We start from the raw sequence: 18,845 nt of genomic DNA, 5'->3' as shown, positions 1-18,845 counted from the left end.
AGCCGTAGCCGGGTGCAGTGTTTTGCACCCGTGTTTCGCATATCTGTTTCGCACCCCTATAAAGTTCTGCAGGGGACTGCGTCGGGCCCGATCGCCTGCCGTTCAGTCGTCCCATTAGAATTTCCGAGGCATTGCAAGCTAGTCAAGGTAGCGAGGACGAGGAGGAGACGCTTGATGGACAACGCTTCAGTCGATAAGCAAGCCGGCGCTTTTTCGCGCGCGCGGCGTCTCGTTCTCGTCGGCATGATGGGGGCGGGCAAAACGACAATCGGCGCGCGCCTCGGCGCGCTCTCGGCGCTCGCTTTCGTCGATGCCGACCGCGAGCTCGAACGGCGTGTCGGCAAGACGGTGCGCGATATTTTCCGCGACGAGGGCGAACCGGCGTTCCGGCGGCGCGAGGCGTTGCTGCTCGACGAGCTGACCGCGCGTACCGGCATTGTCGTCGCAACCGGCGGCGGTGCGGTGTTCGATGCGGCCAGCCGTGAGCGCTTGCGCTCGCGCGGGCTGGTGGTCTATCTGCATACTGAGCCGGCACAGTTGTGGGAGCGCGTGCGTACGGACACGGGCCGGCCGCTGCTCAATGTCGGGAATCCGCTGCAGACGCTCGAGTCGCTTTATGCGATCAGGGATCCTTTGTATCGCGACTGCGCCGATGTAATCGTCGAGACGGCAGGGCGTTGCGCTAACGAGGTTGCCGACAGTCTGTGGCACGCCATGCGGGCGACGGCAGCGATTTAGGTGTGCCGGGCGCGCCTGCTGAAGACCGGGCGGCACGGGTGAGCCAGTTGGCTGCGGATTCGTTGCGCACCGGCGGGGGAGACCGATAGCAGAGGACGTTCGCGCAAGCCGAGCCGGCAATCTCAGGGCTTCGGTTTGTCGACATACTACAAACCACCCAGTCGGTTTACCTGCGCGATCGGGAGTGTTAGGCTTGCGTCTCATCTGAACCGCCATCCTGCGTGAACAGCCGCTGGCGAGCTTGGCGATGGCTCGCCCGGCTCGTGACCGGCGCAGCCGCACCTGAGACATCATGGATAATCCGACACGTTCCGAACGCTCCCGCCAGGCCGCCATTCAGGCGGCGTTCACCGTCATTGCGCGTGATGGCCCGGGGCAACTCACGTTCGATGCCATTTCGCGAGAAAGCGGCATCAGCAAAGGCGGACTGATGCATCAGTTCCGTACCAAAGGCGACGTGCTGAAAGCGTTGCTCGAGCACGACATCGAACATTTCGACAGCTTTTCCCGGCAGTATCTGGCGACCGAGGGCGCCACGAAGTCCGAGGCTCATCTCGCCGCGGAAATCGCAACCATGCGCGAAGCCACCAACAACCACACCGCCGGGGGTTTTGCCATTCTTGCCGCGCTGGTCGAAGATCCCGTGCTGCTTGCCGCGACACGCGAGCGCGGCGGAGCAAAGATGAAGCATATCAAGGCTGAAGCGGCCGACCCGGATCTGGCGCTGGTGCGCTGGGCAGCCGCCCAGGGGCTGCTTTTCACCGCGCGGCTTGGCCTGTCCCCGCTCTCCGACAAGGACCGCGCACGTCTGTTCGAGTGCCTGCTCGACGAGAGCAGGTGGTCGCCGCCAGCCGAGGCGCCTGCCGCGGCGAAAAAGAAACCGCGCGCCACCCGCTCACCCCGACGCACCTAAGCGGTCGAACCATGGGGCGCGCCAGTGACGGGCGCTCCTGACAGAACTTCCATCGCCACTCTCCGGCATTTTTCTCCAAGGTTCATCCAAAAAACAAACCGCCTGGACGGTTTACATATTGAAATTGCAATGGTAGTCTTGCGCCTCAATACGAACTGTTGTTCCTGGGTCTCCGGGAGAGAGCAGGGGCGAAACCGGAACTGGAGAAACACATGCTCAAGTCAATCAAGCCGCAACACCTGTTGCTGGCGGTCCTCTGCACCGCCCTGATAGGTTGCGCCAGCGTGACGCCCGTCGCGTATTCAGACCTCGCCTCGGCGCCGTACTTGCGGCCCAATCCTCAGGACGACTCCGGTCGCACGCCGTACCGGTTCGCACCGCAGACCGAGTGGCAGAAGTACACGAAGCTGCTCATCGATCCGGTGACGATCTATCAAGGCGCCGACAACCAGTTCGGCGATATGCACGATGCGGACAAGGCAGCGCTCGCGAGCTACATGCAAACCGAGTTCGCGGAAAAATTGCGAACCCGCTTCGAACCGGCCAGCCAGTCCGGTCCCGATACGCTGCGCCTGAAGCTCATCCTGACGGGCGCGAAAACGAGCACCCCCGTGCTCAGCACGTTTTCGCGCTTCGATATTGCCGGCGGCCTGTACAACGTGACTCAGGCCGCGCGCGGCAAGGAAGGCGCCTTCACCGGTTCGGTGATCTACGCGGTGGAGATCTACGACTCGTCCAGCAACCGGCTGCTCGGCGCTTACGTGACCAGGCAATACCCGAATCCATACAACATCGGCGCGAGCTTCGGGTCGTTGAGTGCGTCGAAGACCGGGATCGAAAAGGGCGCCGATGCACTGGTTGCGCAATTCAAATAAGCGAATCCGGGGTGACGGGGCACTCATCCTGACGTGGGCAGGAGGATTGCGCCCCGAGGCGCCCCGATTGGCCAGCGGTTGCCGCGCCTGCATACCGATGTCGAACATGAATGCCACCAGCCTGATTGCTTGTCACGAGTGTGACTTTCTCCAATGGGAGCCGCGGCTCGTCGCGGGTGGCGCCGCGCGTTGCCAACGTTGCCACGCCGTCCTCTACCGGAGCGTGCCGGTGAAGCACGAACGCGCATTGGCGCTCGCCGTGGCGGCTGCCGTTCTGTTTCTGGTGGCCAACTGTTTTCCCGTTGTCGGGCTTCGGATCAATGAGGCGCTCGTCGAAACCACGCTGTTCGGGGCGGCTTCGGCGCTGTATGCCGACGGTATGTGGCCGATAGCGGGTCTGGTCGTGGTGACGACGCTGCTGATGCCTTTGCTGAACATTGCGGCACTGATCTATCTGCTATTGCCGTTGCAGCTTGGCGGCGTGCCCCGCCGGCCCGAGAGCGTGCTGCGTGTGTTACGGCACATTGCCCCGTGGGGCATGATCGAAGTGCTGATGGTCGGCATGCTGGTCGCGCTCGTCAAACTCCAGCACATCGCGACGGTCGTCCCTGGCATCGCGATGGGCGCGTTCGGCGCGGTGATGGTGTTGCTTGCCGCGGCCTCGGCAACGTTCAATGCGCGTGACCTCTGGGCGCGTGTGGATTCCGCGGGGGAGGAGGGTGGCATGGCGCTTGTGCTGTCCTCGGGGACCACGAACGCTACGGCGGCGCGTGCGGGCCTGTTCGCGTGTCACGACTGCGGCCTGCTTTCACCGCTGCCTGTACATACTCATGCTGGGCGCGCTCCACGCTGCCCGCGTTGCAGGGCCGCGCTGCATCTGCGCAAACCCGCCAGTCTCACGCGCACCTGGGCGTTCCTGTGTGCCGCCATGGTCCTGTACATTCCCGCCGTTCTTCTGCCGGTCATGGTATCGAGCACCTTGTTCGGCGCACAGGTGGACACCATCCTGAGCGGGGTCGTGTATCTGTGGACCTCGGGAGCGTGGCCCCTTGCAGTCGTGGTTTTTATCGCCAGTATCGTCGTGCCCATGCTAAAAATCCTTTCCCTGGCGTATCTCGCCTGGAGCACCCAGTTGCGTTCCGCACGGCTGCCACGTGAGCGATCGCGTATCTATCGGTTGATGGAACTGATCGGCCGTTGGTCGATGCTCGATATCTACGTCATCACGATCCTCGTTGCACTCGTGAAGTTCGGCTCGTTGGCCACCATCGACGCCGGGCCGGGGGCGATGGCATTCGGCGCAGTCGTGGTGCTGACCATGTTCGCCACCTTGTCGTTCGACCCACGCCTGATCTGGGACGCAGTGGAGCCGGAGGATGAGTAAGCAGGCCGAAACAACCAACGATGCGCACACCTTGGCCTTGCCAACCGCCGTTGCCGCCGGCCGGTCGAAATGGCGCATCCAGCTTGTCTGGCTGGTGCCGCTTGTCGCGGTGCTGATCTCAGGCTGGCTGGCGGTGCAGTCGATCATGCAAAAAGGCCCCACCATCACCATCAGTTTTGTCAGCGGCGACGGCATCGAGGCGGGCAAGACCAGAATCAAGTTCAAGAATGTCGATATCGGCACGATCAAAAGCGTGGTGCTTTCCGACGATCACAAGACCGTGATCGCCAGCGCTGAGATGTCGCGCAGCGCCGCCAGCATGCTGGTCGACGATACGCGTTTCTGGGTGGTTCGGCCGCGCATCGCCGGGGGTAACGTATCGGGTATCGGCACGCTGCTGTCCGGCTCGCATATCGGCATGGACGCCGGCACATCGGCGAAGACGCGCCGCGACTTCGTCGGCCTGGAGTCGCCGCCGGCGCTTGCCTCCGGCACGCCCGGGCGCGAGTTCGTGCTGAAGAGTCCGACCATCGGCTCGCTCGATATCGGCTCGCCGGTATTCTTCCGCCGGCTGCAGGTCGGCCAGATCGTCTCCTACGCGCTCGACCCGAACGGGGCGGGCATGTCGATTCATGTGTTTGTCAACGCGCCCTACGACAAGTACGTCACGAACGATACGCGCTTCTGGCACGCGAGCGGCGTCGATGTGACTTTGGATGCGACCGGTGTGAAGGTCGACACCGAATCCCTGATGTCGATTCTGATCGGCGGTCTGGCATTCGAAAGCCCGCCTGATACGACCAGCACGGTGGAAGCCGAGGCGCGCCGCGAATACCCGCTCTTCGCCGATCGTGCCGAGGCCATGAAGCGGCACGATGCGATCGTCGACAGGTATGTCCTGAACTTTACCGAGTCGGTGCGCGGCTTGACCGTGGGTGCGCCCATCGATTTCCGTGGGATCGTGATCGGCGAGGTATCGGGCATCTCCGTGCACTTCGATCGGGCGACCCGGCAATTCAGCATCCCGGTCGAGGTCAGTATTTATCCCGAGCGGCTGATCTCGCGTGACGACTGGGGCGCCAGCAGGAACATCGAAGCGCAACGCAAGGCGTTTGCCGACTATCTGGTGTCCAAAGGAATGCGCGCGCAATTGCGGACCGCCAGTTTGCTGACCGGACAACTGTATATCGCGATCGACTTTTTCCCCGCCGCGCCGAAGGCTGCCGTGGACTGGAGCAAAGCGACGCCGCAACTGCCGACCGTGCCGGGCAACCTGCAGAGCCTGCAGGACTCCATCGCGAGTCTGGTCGCCAAGCTGAACCGGATTCCGTTCGAGGGCATCAGCAGCGACTTGCGCAAGACGCTCGGCGACGCCGACACGCTGCTCAACACCATCAACACGGAGATAGCGCCGGAGGCGAAGGCCACGTTGAGCTCGGCGCGCGAAGCGCTCGGCGCGGCCAATCGTACCTTGCAAAGCGACTCGCCGTTGCAGCAAAGCACGGTCGAAACCATGCGCGAGCTGTCACGGACGGCCGTCTCGTTCCGCTCGCTCGCCGAATATCTGGAGCGGCACCCGGAAGCGTTGCTGCGTGGCAAGACCGAGGACAAATGATGCGTCGATTTCCACTGCTCATCCTGGCCGTGATGCTGCTGAGCTTTTGCAGCGGGTGCGTCACGTCGCCCGCTTCGAGCTTCTACACCTTGACCCCTGTTCAGCTTACTGAGGCGCCGCCCGTTCTCATGCCCTCCGGCGCGCCGCTCATGATCGCCATCGGCCCGGTCACGGTGCCCGAGCTGGTCGATCGTGCGCAGATCGTCACGCGGGTGGACGCGAACCGTGTCTCCATCGACGAGTTTGCGCGTTGGGCCGATCCTTTGAAGAGCCAGATTCCTCGCGTCCTTGCAGCGGATCTTCAGCAGCGCATACCGGGAGCGATTGTCTCGACTTATCCGCAGCGCGTGGACGACAACGCTTACCGGGTCTCGCTCGATGTTCAGGACTTCGATGCTTCGCCGGGGCACGACACCGTCATGCTGGCTGCGATCTGGTCGGTGCTGCCGCCGCGGCGCGGGCAGGCGCTCAGCGGCCGCACGGTGGCGCGGGAAGCCGTGAGCGGGCCGGGCTACGACCCTCTCGTCAAGGCATACAGCCGGGCGCTCGCGACCGTGGCGGGCGAGATTGCCGATGCGGCGCGCGCCGCCACGTCCGTTGCACGCTAACGCCCAGACGCTCAGGCCGTCGTCGACACCAGGGTCCCGGTCGTCTGCATATGCGAGTGCCCTTTGAGGTTATCGGCAAGCGTCTGCACGAACGACTGCAACGAGGTCCCCGAATTGCTATCCCCGAGCGAACTCAGCAGAGACTGAAAGTCGGTCTGCAACGTCGACGCTTCTGAAGACGATGAAGACGAATCGCTGCTGCTGCTCGAGCTTCCCGAGGTCGTGCTCGAGGTCGTCGTGCTATCGGAGCCGAGTTGCTGAGCCAGCGCGTTCAGCGCGCCACCGATATCCCCATAGGACGATGCAACCGAACTCGTCGTCGAACCGCTGCCGCTGCTGGACGTGGACGCGCTAGTGCTGTCCGGCGGCTGAAGCCCGCCCATTGCCTGAAACAGCGCGCCGAGAAATGTCTGGAGTGCGGCGGCAACCGAACTGGCCGAGGTGGCGTCGCTGGTCGACGAGGCAGTTGTGCTCGCCGAGGTGGCAGCGCTCGATGCCGTACTCGAGGTGCCGGTGGTGGTGGAGGTCGACGAGGTGCCCGACGTACTGCTGATCCCCAGCGCGGACAGGGCGGCCTCGAGCGCCGTGAGCAGTGGATTGTCGCTGGTCGAACTGGTCGACGAAGACGAGGAAGAGGTGGACGAAGACGCCGCTTCGCACCCCGAAGCGCCGCTCGAGCGGCGTGTGGCGCCGACCGAAAGCAGGTTGGTGCCGGTTTGCGCACCGCTCAGACTTTGGATACTCATGATAGACACACTCCTTACGGGTTGAGTCTTTAGCGTAAGGTGTGGGAATAAATTCAAATGCCTGGTAAGGGGTGGATTCTCCCTCCATCTCGGCCACCGGTAAGAAGCGGAAAGGTTTGGATCGGCGGCAAGGCTGGTTTGTGCATCTTCCGTGCTTGACTGTTCGTGCAAAGCGTGGGCGTGTGCTGCATGCGCCTGCCGTGCCCGACTGCGAGCAGGCCGTGCAGGACGTGCTGGCGCTCGCGCACGGCATGATCGACGGCGCCGGTGAGCGTGGCGAGACCGACGCGCGCGGCCTGCGCCTGCGCGTCGAGGTGGCGGTGCGTGGTTGTTACTTGGTAGGGATGGCGCGCGCCGGTTAGCCTTGCGGCGGCGCTTCGCTTACTGGTCGGCCACCGGCTCCGCCGGCGACTGCGCGACTGTAGCCAGTCCGCAGAACCAGTCGCCGCTGTGGGGCGGATACTGCCAGCGCGTGCCCTGCTTGAGGACGGTTGCGCACTGGTCATGCCATGCGATCCCGGGCTCGGCGGCGGTGCATTGCAGGGCCAGTGCGTGGCCGGACGGCGAGGTGATCAAGTGTTCCGCAGAGGGGGAAGCAGTGGTTGCAGCCTCAGGGACAGCCGCGGTTTGGACGGCGTGTTCGACGTGTGCGGCGGCGCCCGCGTCTGGCTGAACGCCGGGCTGAGCCCCGGACTGAGCATCGGCGAGTGCGCGCCGGTCCGGATCGCGCGGCAGCTCGCGCAGACGCGGCGCCGGTACGGCCGGCTGAGCGGGTTCGTCCGGTTGAGGCGGCTGGCCTTGCTGCAGGCTCGCCAGCAAGCGCTGCAACTCTTCGATGCGCCCGCTGTACCACGTCCGCAGACACGCCTCGTCGGCGCAGTTCGCTTCGCGCCACGCCCATTTGCTGTCGCTGTCGGCGCGGAACGCCCTGGGATTGGAGACGCTGCGGCGCGCCTGCCGGTATAGCTTGCCGAGTTCGTCGTCGAGTCTGGACAGATCGGCCCGATGGCAGATCAATTGCTCCGGGATCGAGCGGCCCTTGTTGCAGTCGAAGCTGGTCGCATGGACCGAAGGATGGTTGAGCAGCAAGCTGGCGAGAATGGCAGTGCGGAAGATCTTCATGGCGGTCCCGGCAAAACGAAGTTCAGTCTTGCGCTGAATGATCGTCTGAGTTGGAATCCCGCAGCCCTCAAAAAAAGGACCAGTTTGAGATCTGCTTACCAGATGTTTCGCGTGCTGCGGATTTCCCGCGCGAGCGGCTCGCGTGCAATGATCTGCGGCGGTCACCGGGATGCGGTACGCTAGCTCTCGCCGTAACAATTACAACCGCCCCGACCCCAGGAGGCCGCAATGCGAAGACAGTTCGTGCAGTGCTGTTATGCAGGCTTGACCGGTCTGTTACTCGTGCCCACCGCGGTCTTCGCACAGGCGCAGGCCGTCACCAACAGCCCGGTGAATCTGCGAGCCGGGCCCGCGCGCGACTATCCGGTCGTGTCGCAACTGCCGGGTGGCCTGCCGGTCACGGTGATGGGGTGTGTCGCCGGTTACACATGGTGCGATGTCGCGGCCCCCAATCTGCGCGGCTGGGTTTACGCTGGGCGTCTTAACTACGCTTATCAAGGCAGTCCGGTTCCCGTGCTGAACTACGGCACCGTGATCGGCTTGCCGATCGTTACGTTCTCCATAGGCACTTACTGGGGCAACTATTACCGCGGCCGGCCGTGGTATCGGAATCAGTCGCGTTGGGCACGTCATCCGCCGCCTCCGCCTCCGCCGCCGCGCCCCGGCGCCGGCCGTCCACCGCGCCCGCAGCCGGGCGGGCCGGGCGGCAGACCGCCGGGCGCCGGGGCACGCCCTCCCGGTGGACAGCCGCCCGGCGCAGGATGGCGGCCGCCTGGCGCCCAGCGTCCCGGTGGCTAGGGCGGTGGGGGCGGTGGCGGTGGGCGCCCGCCCGCAGGCGGCGGGGGCCGGCCGGGTGGCGGCGGTGGACAGGGCGGCAACCAGGGCCGGCCGCCACCGGGTAACTGAACGGGTCCGGCCACGAGCCGGAGCCGTCAACCGGGGCTGCGTGGAGGCTGCATAACCGCATGCCGCGGCTTGCATCGATCCGCATTCGCGGACGTGACACAGATTGATCTCACCGGAGACAGGCGCGATGGCATTGGGCGAATACAGGACAAGTGGCGCAACGGCGGTCGGACTCGCCACACTGGCCGCCGACGGCACTGTTCTCGATAGCTGGTTCCCGGAACCGGAACTGACCGACGCGCCGCAAGCGGGCGGCACGCTGCGTCTGTCGCACGAAGAGGTCCTGCGGGCGCTCGGCGACGCGGCGGCCAACTGCGCCGGCGCCGACGAGCGCCGCGGCGTCGAGGTGGTCGGCGTGCGCACGGCGATTGCCTCGCTTGCCGAGCCGCCGCTCGACGCGCACGACGTCTATTTGCGTCTGCATTTGCTGAGTCACCGGTTGATCCAGCCGCATCAGGCAAATCTGAGCGGCCTGTTCAGCCTGCTTGCCAACGTGGCGTGGACCTCGTTCGGCCCCTGCGCGGTGGAGTCGGTCGCCCAGGTGCGCCTGAAGGCGCGTGCCGCGCGCATCCCGTTCGAAGTGACCAGCATCGACAAGTTTCCGCGCATGACCGATTACGTGGTGCCGGCGGGCGTGCGCATCGCCAATGTGGATCGCGTCAGGCTCGGCGCCTATCTGGCTGCCGGCACCACGGTCATGCATGAGGGCTTCTGCAATTTCAACGCGGGCACGCTCGGCGCCTCGATGGTCGAAGGACGCATCAGCTCCGGGGTCGTGGTCGACGATCGCAGCGATATCGGCGGCGGCGCGTCGATCATGGGTACGCTGTCGGGCGGCGGCACCCAGGTGGTGTCGGTGGGCAAGCGCTGCCTGCTGGGCGCCAACGCAGGTATCGGCATCTCGCTTGGCGACGATTGCGTCGTCGAGGCCGGCTGCTATGTGACCGCGGGCACGCGTGTGCGTCTGCCGGACGGCTCGGTCGTCAAGGCGGCGCAATTGAGCGGGCAAGCCGGGTGGCTGTTCCGGCGCAATTCGCAAAGCGGTGCGCTGGAGGCGATCTCGCGCACCAGGAGCTGGGGAGAACTGAATCCGGACTTACATACGCATAATTAGATAACCGGCGCGGGCGACTGGCGTGGGCGACCGGCGCAGTCTGTCCACGCAGCGTGGATAAACCCATGCGATCCAGGTGTAAACCCCAGTGCGCTGCCGGTCGAAACCTGCCGATGTCGGGTAAGGGAGCTCAGATATGACTTGCCAGACGACACCACGTGACACGGTTGGAGCAGCATCTGACAGCACCCGCATTCCGACGGAGCTGGCGGAGCGTTTGCTGGCCTCGGAGCGCAGCGTCTTGCGGCTGATCACGCGCAACACGCCGCTGCCGGAGTTGCTCGACGAAGTTTGCCGCCGTGCGGAAGCGCTGCTCGGCGAGGGCGCATGCTGTTCGATTCTGCTACTCGATGCCGACGGCGTGCATGCGCACCCCGGCGGCGCGCCGTCGTTGCCGAAGTCGTACACGCAGGCGCTCGACGGCGTCGCCATCGGCCCGCAGGTGGGCTCGTGCGGCACGGCGATGTATCTGCGCCGGATGGTGGTGGTCGAGGACATCGAGACCGATCCGCTGTGGGCGGACTTCAAGTCTCTCGCCTTGCCGATCGGCCTGCGCGCGTGCTGGTCGATCCCGTTCGAAAACGATGCGGGCCGGGTGCTCGGCGCGTTTGCCGTCTACCATCGCACGCCGCGCCGTCCGGGACCGGAGGAAGAGGCTACGCTGCGCGAGATCGGCCACAGTGTCGGTCTTGCGGTGCATCAGGACGCCATCGCACAACGCCTCAAGCAAAGCGAGGAGCATCACCGTCTGGTGGTCGATCACCTCAACGAAGGGATCCTGGTGCAATCGCGCAGCGGCGTGGTGCTGGCGTGCAATCCGAGTGCGCTGCGCATCCTGCATGCGGGCCCGGACCTGATTGGCCAGGACATCCTGACCGTGATGCGCCGGGCGCTTTACGAGGACGGCACGCCGATCACCGCGGCCGACCGCCCGACCGCGCGCGTACTGACGAGCGGCAAGCCGCTGCTCGGTCTGACGATCGGTATCGAACTGATCGACGGCGAGACCGTCTGGATCACCCAGAACGTGGTGCCGATCCTGAAATCCGGCGAGCGCGAACCGGGTTCACTGCTGATCTCGTTCACCGATATCGGCCCGGTGCGCAAGGCCCAACAGCAGCTCAAATATCTCGCCACGCGCGACCCGCTCACGGGCCTCTATAACCGCGCGTATCTCGCCGACCGGATGCGCGACCTGTTCGAACCCTCCGGCCTGGCCACCGAACTCGCGCGCGTCGCGGTGCTGTTCGTCGATCTCGACGGCTTCAAGAAGGTCAACGACACCGCCGGCCACGAAGCGGGCGACGCGCTGCTGTGCAACGTGGCGCGGCGCCTCGCGTCCTGCGTGGACAAGCAGGACACGCTCGCGCGGGTCGGCGGCGACGAATTCGTGATCGTCGTGAGCAACTACGATACCACCGACGACCTGATTGCCCTCGCGCGTCAGATCCTCGAAGCGGTGGCCGTCCCGTTCGCGGTGGCCGGCAACGAGTACTACCTGGGGGCCTCGATCGGCATCAGCCTGTTTCCGGAGGACGGCCAGGACGTGCCGACCCTGATGCGCAATGCCGATTCGGCGATGTACTCGGCCAAGCAGCGCGGCCGCAACAACTTCGAGTTCTTTACTGCCGATCTGAACCGGCATCTGCAGCGGCGCTTTGCCATCGAGCAGTTGCTGCGGCGCGCGCTGGCCGCGGGCGAGCTGAGTCTCGTCTACCAGCCGATCGTCGATAGCCGGCGCGGCCGCACGGTCGGCGCGGAAGCGCTGCTGCGCTGGTACAGCCGCGAACTGGGCGACGTCTCGCCGGTGGAGTTCATCCCGGTCGCGGAGGATACCGGGCTGATCGTGCCGATCGGCAACTGGGTGCTCGAACACGCCTGCGAGCAGATTGCGCACTGGCGCCGCACGCTGGCGCCGGACCTGGTGATCGCGGTGAACCTGTCGCCGCGCCAGGTGAGCGAGGGCCTGGTGGAGCGTATCGAGCGTTGCCTGGCGCGCTACGGCATCGGCGCCGATGCGCTGGAACTCGAGATTACCGAACGGCTCCTGATGAACGACAGCGACACCGTGCTGCCGATTCTCAGCGCGCTCAGCGGGATGGGCGTGCGGATTTCCGTCGACGACTTCGGCACCGGCTATTCGTCGCTGTCGTATCTGAAGCGCTTTCCGCTGCACAACCTCAAGATCGACCGCTCGTTCGTGGCCGGCTTGCCCGATCATCGCGACTCGATCGCGATTACCCAGGCGGTGGTGGCGATGGCGCATTCGCTCGGCATGAACGTCACCGCGGAAGGGGTGGAGACGGCGGCCCAGGCGTCGTTCCTGCGCGCGATCGACTGCGACAAGCAGCAGGGTTATCTGTTTAGCCGCCCGGTGGCGGCGAGCGCTTATGCACGCGGCTTGCAGCAACCGTCCTCCATCGGAGCAGAGACGGATGAGACCCCGCAGGAGCCGGCGGTGCTACGGCAAACCAGTCGATAGAGCCACGTTGTTTGCCGCGCACTTTGCGCTAGAGTCATGCATTCCTTCCATCTCGAACCACGAGGCAACGAATGCAACTGATCGGCATGCTGGACTCCCCCTATGTGCGTCGCGTCGCGATTTCGCTGGCCGTGCTCGGCCTGCCTTTCGAGCATCGCAGCGTGTCGGTGTTTCGCCATTTCGACGAGTTTGCGAAGATCAATCCGGTGGTCAAGGCGCCGACCTTCATCGAAGACGACGGCACCATGCTGATCGATTCGAGCCTGATCCTCGATCACATCGACCACAAGGTCGCGCCGGAGCGCCGTCTGTTGCCCGACGAACCCGCTGCGCGGCTGCAGGCGCTGAGCCTGATCGGCTTCGCGCTTGCCGCCACCGAGAAAGCCATGCAGACGGTATACGAGCGCACTCTGCGGCCGCAGCAGTGGCAGTACGAGCCGTGGGTCGAGCGCGTGCAGAAGCAGATGCACGAGGCATACGCCGTACTCGAGACGCGTCTGGCCGGACATGAAGGCTGGCTGTGCGGCGCGCGCCTGATGCAGCCCGACATTACGGTGGCGGTGGCGTGGCGCTTCACGCAGTTCATGTTGCCTGGTGCGCTGGACCCGGCGCGTTATCCGGCGTTGGCGGCGTTCTCCGAACGGGCGGAAGCGTTGCCCGGGTTTCTCGCCGCGCCGCTCGAATAACCCTTGCCGGCGTGTGGAGGCTGTCGGGCCGGCAGGCCTCACGGCGCGTTGCTCAAGCCGTCGCCGTGGCTGCCGCAAGCGTTGCCACAGACCCCCGCATGTTCCGCAACACCGCCACCAGCAAGGCGCTCCGGCCGTGCTGCCGATTGTTCGCTTTCCGCAACAACTCCCTTCGCTTTCGCGCTATTTATCCGCGCGGCGCGGATGCCTAGAATCCCACCATCGAAACGTAAGTGGCGTCGTGCCGAAGCGGCGCGATGCAGTGGGAGCAGGTATGCGAGACTTGATCGAACGACAGCTTTATCACCCCTCGGTGGTCCTGCCGATGGTGGCGCTGATGCAGATGATGGTGGCACAGGACTTCAACCTGAGCCAGGTAGGCCTGATGATGGCCACGAAGGGCGCCCAGGCGGCGCTGCAGCGTTCGCGCGCGCTGATCTGCGCGCATCATTGCCACGGCTGAACCAGCGAACTTCTGATACGACTCCGGCATGGTCCGGCGAGGGCTGGCGTAAGATGGCAGCACCGCGCCATCGCCCCTCGGGAGACCTGCCATGCCCCAGCACTTCGACGCCGTCGTGATCGGCACCGGACAAGGCGGTGCGCCGCTCGCGGTGCGACTTGGCGAGAGCGGCCGCAAGACCGCCGTGATCGAGCGGGCCGCGTTCGGCGGCACCTGCGTGAATGTCGGCTGCACCCCCACCAAGAGCTATGTCGCGAGCGCCCGCACGGCGCATGTCGCGCGTCAGGCGGCCGCATACGGCGTGCAGGTGGCCGGCCCGGTGACGGTCGATCTGGCGCAGGTGAAGGCGCGTAAGGACCGGATCATCGGCCAGTCGCGCAGCGGCGTCGAAAAATGGCTGCGCGGTACGCGCAATCTCACCGTGTTTCAAGGTCATGCGCGCTTCACCGGCCCGCGCACGGTGAGCATCAGCGGCCATGACGGCCAGCTCGTCGAGCAACTCGAAGCCGACGAGATTTTCCTCAACACGGGCACCCGTGCCGTGGTGCCGCCGCTCGCCGGCATCGAACGGATCCGCTACTACACCAATGCTTCGCTGCTCGAACTGAGCGAATTGCCCGAGCATCTGGTGATTGTCGGCGGCAGTTACATTGCGCTCGAATTCGCCCAGGTGTTTCGCCGCTTCGGCAGCCGGGTCACGGTGCTGGTGCGCGGCGCGCGCGTGCTGGCCCGCGAGGACGCCGATCTCGCCCAGGCCTTGCAGGCGGTACTGGAGCGCGAAGGCGTCGAGTTTCGCTTCGGCGCCCAGCCGCAACGGGTCGAGCCGCTCAGCGGCGAGGGCGTGCGCATTATGTTTGGAGACGGCGAAGCCGCGCTCGATGCGTCGCACCTGCTGTTCGCCACCGGCCGCCAGCCGAATACCGACGACCTTGGCCTTGCCGCGGCCGGTATCGACACCGACCGGCACGGCATGATCGCGGTCGACGGCGCCCTGCGCACCCAGGCGCCGGGCGTGTGGGCGATCGGCGACATCAACGGCCGCGGCGCATTCACGCATACCTCCTACGACGACTACCAGATCGTCGCGGCGAATCTGTTCGACGGCGGCGCGCGCAGTGCCGATCAGCGCATCATGGCGTATGCGGTGTTCGTCGATCCGCCGCTCGCAAGGGTGGGGCTCTCGGAGACCGAGGTGCGCGCCTCCGGACGGCCCGCACTGATCGCGACGCTGCCGATGACGCGGGTCGGCCGCGCCCGCGAGCGCGGCGAGACCGATGGCTTCATGAAGGTGCTGGTGGACGCGCACAGCAAACAGATACTCGGTGCGGCGATTCTCGGCATCGAGGGCGATGAAGCGATTCATACATTCATCGACATCATGACCGCCCGCGCGCCGTATCCGACGCTGCAATACGCCATGCACATCCACCCGACCATCAGCGAACTGGTGCCGACCTTGCTGGACGGTCTGAAGCCGTTGCAGTAGCGCATGTGGCTTTAGTGCGCTGCGGGTTGGCGCACGCGCCTCGCCAACGCTGAGCATTGCTGACTACCGTTGCTTCCGGGAGCCGTCATGCCGAGTATGGGCAATCTGTTTCGTATCCTGGCATCCGAGGCGCAAGGTGAGCGCTTCGATACGCTGCTCGAGCAGGAGGGAACGCTGATCGAGCGCATCGTTTCGACCGGGCAGGCCAGCGCACCGGGCTTCTGGTACGACAGTCCGCGCGCCGAATGGGTCGTGCTGCTGAGCGGCGCGGCGAGTCTCGAGTTCGCCGGCGACACCCATCTGCACGTCATGCAGCCGGGCGACTATCTGCTGATCGAGGCGCATCGCAAGCACCGGGTCGCGTGGACCCATGACACCGAGCCGACGGTATGGCTGGCGGTGCACTTCGCGCCGCACGGCGGCAGTCCCAGGTTAGCCGCGGTGGTTCAGCCTGACTGAAATCTGCAGGTGCATATTGCGGCCTTGCGCAAGGCGCTCAAGGGCGACCGCGACATGATTCGCACCGTACTCCACATGCTCGAGCGGCATGGCACACTGCACTACCTGCGCCGCAGCGTGCGGCGCACAACGATTCCCCGACGCGCGCCATCATGACGATCCACTCCCGGCCGACCCGTATCGGTCTGATCTCCGACACGCACAACCTGGTGCGGCCCGAAGCCTTGCGGCATCTCGCGGGCTGCGACGCGATCATTCACGCGGGCGATATCTGCGAGCAGGCCGTGCTCGACGCGCTCGAACGGATTGCGCCGGTCACTGCCGTGCGTGGCAACAACGACACCGGCGAGTGGGCGCGTGCGCTGCCGACGCACGCCACGCTGAGCGCACAGCAGGTGAAGATCCGGGTCGTGCACGACATCGCGGATCTGGATGGCGATCCGCAGTCGCAGGGGATTGGGGTGGTCGTGAGCGGTCATTCGCACAAGCCGCTGATCGAGGAACGCGAGGGCGTGCTGTTCGTCAACCCTGGCAGCGCCGGGCCACGCCGCTTCAAGTTGCCGGTGTCGGCGGGGATGTTGATCGTGGACGGGGCGCGCGCCACGGCCACGTGGCACGCGTTGCTGGAATAGCAAACGGGCCGTCCATGCCTTGCGGCATGGACGGCCCGTTTCAGGTGCGGCGCGGAGTGCAATCCCCCAAAGGGGGCTTCCTACCGTGGCGGGAAACTTGGGGCGGCCCGGCGTTTCCTTGCGCGCGGCTGATTGGTTGCGCCTGATCGCCTTTGGCCGCTCTCGCTTGCGCCTGGCCGCTGCCCGCTGCGCTTACGCCCGCGCAGTCGAACCTGCGGCGTAACGTTCATCCATCTCTTCGGCTTCGCGCTCGCCGCGCAGCACGGCGTGCGCTTCGGCCCGGGTGGCGACGCACGGGCCCGAGCCGAGCAAGGGCTTGCGGGCGGTTTCGCGCAAGGCGAGTACCGAGACGATACCGATCACCGATGCGCCCATCAGGTAGTACGCGGGCATCATCAGATTGCCGGTGTGCTCGACGAGCCAGGCCGCGACGAGCGGTGTGGTGCCGCCGAACAGCGACACCGAGATATTGAAGCCGATCGCGAGCGCACCGTAGCGAATCCTGGTAGGGAAGAGCGCCGGCAGCGCCGACGGCATCACGCCGGTGAAGCACGACAGCAGCACGCCGAGAATCAGCAGGCCGCCGAACACCGGCAGCATCGAGCCCGTGCGGATCAGCAGCAGCGCCGGAATCGCCAGCGCGAACAGACCAATGCAGCCGAACAGCATCACCGGCTTGCGGCCGACCGTGTCGGACAGGTGCCCGGCGAACAGCGTCATCGGCATCATCAGGAGCATCACCAGCAGCACGAGAAAGAGGCCGTGCGTCTCGTCGAAATGCAACGTCGACGACAGATAGCTCGGCAGGTACGACAGCGCCATGTAGTCGGTCACGTTGAAGATCAGCACGAGGCCGACGCACAGCAGCAACGGCTTCCATTGCTGCGCAATCAGCTCGCGCAAGCGTTGCTTCGGCCGCGCCTTGTCTTGCGCCTCATACGCCTCGGCTTGCTTCTTGAACGCGGGCGTTTCTTCGAGCTTGAGACGGATGTACAGGCCCACCAGACCCAGCGGCCCGGCGATCAGGAACGGCACGCGCCAGCCCCACGACAGCAGCGCATCGTGCGACAGCGCAGCCGTCAGCAACGCCACCGTGCCGGCGCCGAGCACATAGCCGAACAGCGTGCCGAATTCGAGGAAGCTGCCCATGAAGCCGCGGCGCTTGTCGGTCGAGAACTCGGCGATAAACGTCGCCGCGCCGCCGTATTCGCCGCCGGTAGAGAAGCCCTGCACCAGACGCGCGACGAGCAGCAGAATGGGCGCGAAGATGCCGATCGAGCCATAGCTCGGAATCAGGCCGATCGCGAAGGTGCCGACGGCCATCATGATCATGGTCATCGCCAGCACGCGCTGCCGGCCGATGCGGTCGCCAAGCGGCCCGAACACCATGCCGCCGAGCGGACGCACGAGGAACGCCGCCGCGAACGTGCCGAACGTGGCGATCAACTGCGCCGACGGATTGCTCGACGGGAAGAACACCTGGCCGAGCGTGACGGCGATGTAGCTGTACACGCCGAAGTCGAACCATTCCATCGCATTGCCGAGCGCCATGGCGCCGACTGCGCGTTTGAGGAGGGATTTGTCGACAACCGTGATGTCGTCGAGGGTGAGGCGTTGTTCTTGTTGGTGGTGTCGCCAGAAGCCGTTGCTGGAAGCGGTCAAGGTGAAAACTCCAATGACTGCGACGAAACTCATGAAAACGCGCATGAATGTTCCGCCACGGGTGCTGGGGAAGTGCAGTTTCGCGAACCGGGCGTAGGCGAGGCGGCGATGACGTGGGCAGGCTTGCACGAAAAAGCCAAACGCCGTGCCTGAACCGCCCGCTTGCGCGCATTCGCGGAATTGCACTGATCAGGTGCTGCTGATTGTGTGCATCTGCGTGGCCGTGGAAGGGGGGCAGATGCATGAGGACGCTGTGGCAGTTGAAAACCGCCTGCACGCCGGTGAAAGGCTTGGCACGAAAAAGGCCGGTGATGACCGCGATAACTCCGCGACGTGACCGACAAGCCTTCTTGTATAAAAACTGCTCAAAACGCGATGCGCAGCACGTGGCGGGCGCATGGTGAATTGAACGCGAATGATGGTGAATTGCTGTTGGAACGGTGCACATGGTAGCACGATGACGGAGGATCGTGCAAACCGGGCGACCGGCCGAGGGCCTCTGGAGTCGCTCAATCCCTTGCATGGCGGGGGATCTGGCGGAATCCGAAAATTTGAAACGAGGGCTTAAAAGCGGGCTGCCGACGCCGGACAGGACGAAAAAAATCCGCGCTCGCGGCGCGGATTTTTCGTCGGTTGAACTGCCGGTTTGCAGCCCTCGCGGGCGTGGCTCAACCCTGGGTCGGCGGCACGTAGCCCGACGCCTGATCGGCGCCTTCGCCGAAGAAGAACTTCTCGGTCTGCTTCATCAGGTACTGGCGGGCGCGCGGATCGGCCATGTTCAGGCGGTTTTCATTGATCAGCATGGTTTGCTGCTTGAGCCACGCCTGCCACGCTTCCTTCGAAATGCTTTCGTAGATCCGCTTGCCGAGTTCGCCCGGCAGCGGCGGGAAATCGAGGCCTTCGGCTTCCTTGCCGAGCTTCGCGCATTGAACCATACGAGCCATGCTGTGCTTC

Annotated in this window: 19 protein-coding genes; 15 read left to right on the top strand and 4 right to left on the bottom strand. The window is 65.1% G+C overall.

Going from position 1 to position 18,845, the window contains the following annotated elements; translation table 11 throughout:
* Positions 1 to 174: 174 nt before the first annotated feature.
* From AC1ECK_RS15085 to AC1ECK_RS15060, 6 genes are all read left to right on the top strand, one after another.
* The gene (locus AC1ECK_RS15085; protein WP_480320413.1) at positions 175 to 738 is read left to right on the top strand and encodes a shikimate kinase; all 564 of its coding nucleotides are present in this window, start codon (positions 175 to 177) and stop codon (positions 736 to 738) included.
* Between the two features lie 289 nt (positions 739 to 1,027).
* Positions 1,028 to 1,651 carry a TetR/AcrR family transcriptional regulator gene (locus AC1ECK_RS15080; protein WP_480320636.1) on the top strand — a complete coding sequence of 208 codons (624 nt, stop codon included), beginning with the start codon at positions 1,028 to 1,030 and terminating at the stop codon, positions 1,649 to 1,651.
* A 212-nt stretch (positions 1,652 to 1,863) separates the two neighbouring features.
* Entirely contained in the window at positions 1,864 to 2,526 is a 663-nt protein-coding gene (locus tag AC1ECK_RS15075; protein WP_480320411.1) for a DUF3313 domain-containing protein, read from the top strand.
* Positions 2,527 to 2,632: 106 nt separating this feature from the next.
* Complete coding sequence (locus AC1ECK_RS15070) at positions 2,633 to 3,910, top strand: paraquat-inducible protein A (protein WP_480320409.1); 1,278 nt, start codon at positions 2,633 to 2,635, stop codon at positions 3,908 to 3,910.
* Positions 3,903 to 5,525: a PqiB family protein gene (locus tag AC1ECK_RS15065; protein ID WP_480320407.1), complete on the top strand. Its 1,623-nt coding sequence runs from the start codon at positions 3,903 to 3,905 to the stop codon at positions 5,523 to 5,525. The genes AC1ECK_RS15070 and AC1ECK_RS15065 overlap by 8 nt, the downstream gene beginning before the upstream one ends.
* On the top strand, positions 5,522 to 6,133 hold the full coding sequence (locus AC1ECK_RS15060; protein WP_480320405.1) for a PqiC family protein: 612 nt from the start codon (positions 5,522 to 5,524) through the stop codon (positions 6,131 to 6,133). Before AC1ECK_RS15065 ends, AC1ECK_RS15060 begins: the two co-directional genes overlap by 4 nt.
* Positions 6,134 to 6,144: 11 nt before the next feature.
* Here the strand turns inward: AC1ECK_RS15060 and AC1ECK_RS15055 are convergent, their stop codons facing one another.
* Complete coding sequence (locus tag AC1ECK_RS15055; protein WP_480320403.1) at positions 6,145 to 6,879, bottom strand: hypothetical protein; 735 nt, start codon at positions 6,877 to 6,879, stop codon at positions 6,145 to 6,147.
* Positions 6,880 to 7,034: 155 nt separating this feature from the next.
* On the opposite strand from AC1ECK_RS15055, the gene AC1ECK_RS15050 reads away from it, so the two are divergent.
* Positions 7,035 to 7,241 carry a hypothetical protein gene (locus tag AC1ECK_RS15050; RefSeq protein WP_480320401.1) on the top strand — a complete coding sequence of 69 codons (207 nt, stop codon included), beginning with the start codon at positions 7,035 to 7,037 and terminating at the stop codon, positions 7,239 to 7,241.
* Positions 7,242 to 7,260: 19 nt separating this feature from the next.
* On the opposite strand, the gene AC1ECK_RS15045 is transcribed toward AC1ECK_RS15050, so the two are convergent.
* Entirely contained in the window at positions 7,261 to 8,001 is a 741-nt protein-coding gene (locus AC1ECK_RS15045; RefSeq protein WP_480320399.1) for a lysozyme inhibitor LprI family protein, read from the bottom strand.
* Positions 8,002 to 8,229: 228 nt separating this feature from the next.
* On the opposite strand from AC1ECK_RS15045, the gene AC1ECK_RS15040 reads away from it, so the two are divergent.
* The 8 genes from AC1ECK_RS15040 to AC1ECK_RS15005 all read left to right on the top strand — a co-directional run bounded on the left by AC1ECK_RS15040 (position 8,230) and on the right by AC1ECK_RS15005 (position 16,229).
* Complete coding sequence (locus tag AC1ECK_RS15040; protein WP_480320397.1) at positions 8,230 to 8,799, top strand: SH3 domain-containing protein; 570 nt, start codon at positions 8,230 to 8,232, stop codon at positions 8,797 to 8,799.
* Between the two features lie 235 nt (positions 8,800 to 9,034).
* Positions 9,035 to 10,021 carry a 2,3,4,5-tetrahydropyridine-2,6-dicarboxylate N-succinyltransferase gene (gene dapD, locus AC1ECK_RS15035; protein ID WP_480320395.1) on the top strand — a complete coding sequence of 329 codons (987 nt, stop codon included), beginning with the start codon at positions 9,035 to 9,037 and terminating at the stop codon, positions 10,019 to 10,021.
* Between the two features lie 136 nt (positions 10,022 to 10,157).
* Positions 10,158 to 12,503, top strand: coding sequence for a putative bifunctional diguanylate cyclase/phosphodiesterase (locus tag AC1ECK_RS15030; RefSeq protein WP_480320393.1), 2,346 nt, complete (start codon positions 10,158 to 10,160; stop codon positions 12,501 to 12,503).
* Between the two features lie 71 nt (positions 12,504 to 12,574).
* Positions 12,575 to 13,189 (top strand): glutathione S-transferase family protein, encoded by a 615-nt coding sequence (locus AC1ECK_RS15025; protein ID WP_480320391.1) that lies wholly within the window; start codon positions 12,575 to 12,577, stop codon positions 13,187 to 13,189.
* 274 nt (positions 13,190 to 13,463) lie between these two features.
* Positions 13,464 to 13,652, top strand: coding sequence for a hypothetical protein (locus AC1ECK_RS15020; RefSeq protein ID WP_090685668.1), 189 nt, complete (start codon positions 13,464 to 13,466; stop codon positions 13,650 to 13,652).
* A gap of 91 nt (positions 13,653 to 13,743) precedes the next feature.
* Positions 13,744 to 15,138 (top strand): FAD-containing oxidoreductase, encoded by a 1,395-nt coding sequence (locus AC1ECK_RS15015; RefSeq protein ID WP_480320389.1) that lies wholly within the window; start codon positions 13,744 to 13,746, stop codon positions 15,136 to 15,138.
* Positions 15,139 to 15,225: 87 nt separating this feature from the next.
* Complete coding sequence (locus tag AC1ECK_RS15010; protein WP_480320387.1) at positions 15,226 to 15,597, top strand: cupin domain-containing protein; 372 nt, start codon at positions 15,226 to 15,228, stop codon at positions 15,595 to 15,597.
* Between the two features lie 152 nt (positions 15,598 to 15,749).
* Positions 15,750 to 16,229, top strand: coding sequence for a metallophosphoesterase family protein (locus tag AC1ECK_RS15005; RefSeq protein WP_480320385.1), 480 nt, complete (start codon positions 15,750 to 15,752; stop codon positions 16,227 to 16,229).
* A gap of 192 nt (positions 16,230 to 16,421) precedes the next feature.
* On the opposite strand, the gene proP is transcribed toward AC1ECK_RS15005, so the two are convergent.
* Complete coding sequence (proP, locus tag AC1ECK_RS15000; protein ID WP_480320383.1) at positions 16,422 to 17,924, bottom strand: glycine betaine/L-proline transporter ProP; 1,503 nt, start codon at positions 17,922 to 17,924, stop codon at positions 16,422 to 16,424.
* A 635-nt stretch (positions 17,925 to 18,559) separates the two neighbouring features.
* Positions 18,560 to 18,835: an oxidative damage protection protein gene (locus tag AC1ECK_RS14995; RefSeq protein ID WP_042301091.1), complete on the bottom strand. Its 276-nt coding sequence runs from the start codon at positions 18,833 to 18,835 to the stop codon at positions 18,560 to 18,562.
* Between the last annotated feature and the right edge of the window lie 10 nt (positions 18,836 to 18,845).

The sequence above is a fragment of the Paraburkholderia sp. SSBN10T genome, assembly GCF_056619545.1.
This window is presented reverse-complemented; position numbering and strand designations above follow the sequence as displayed.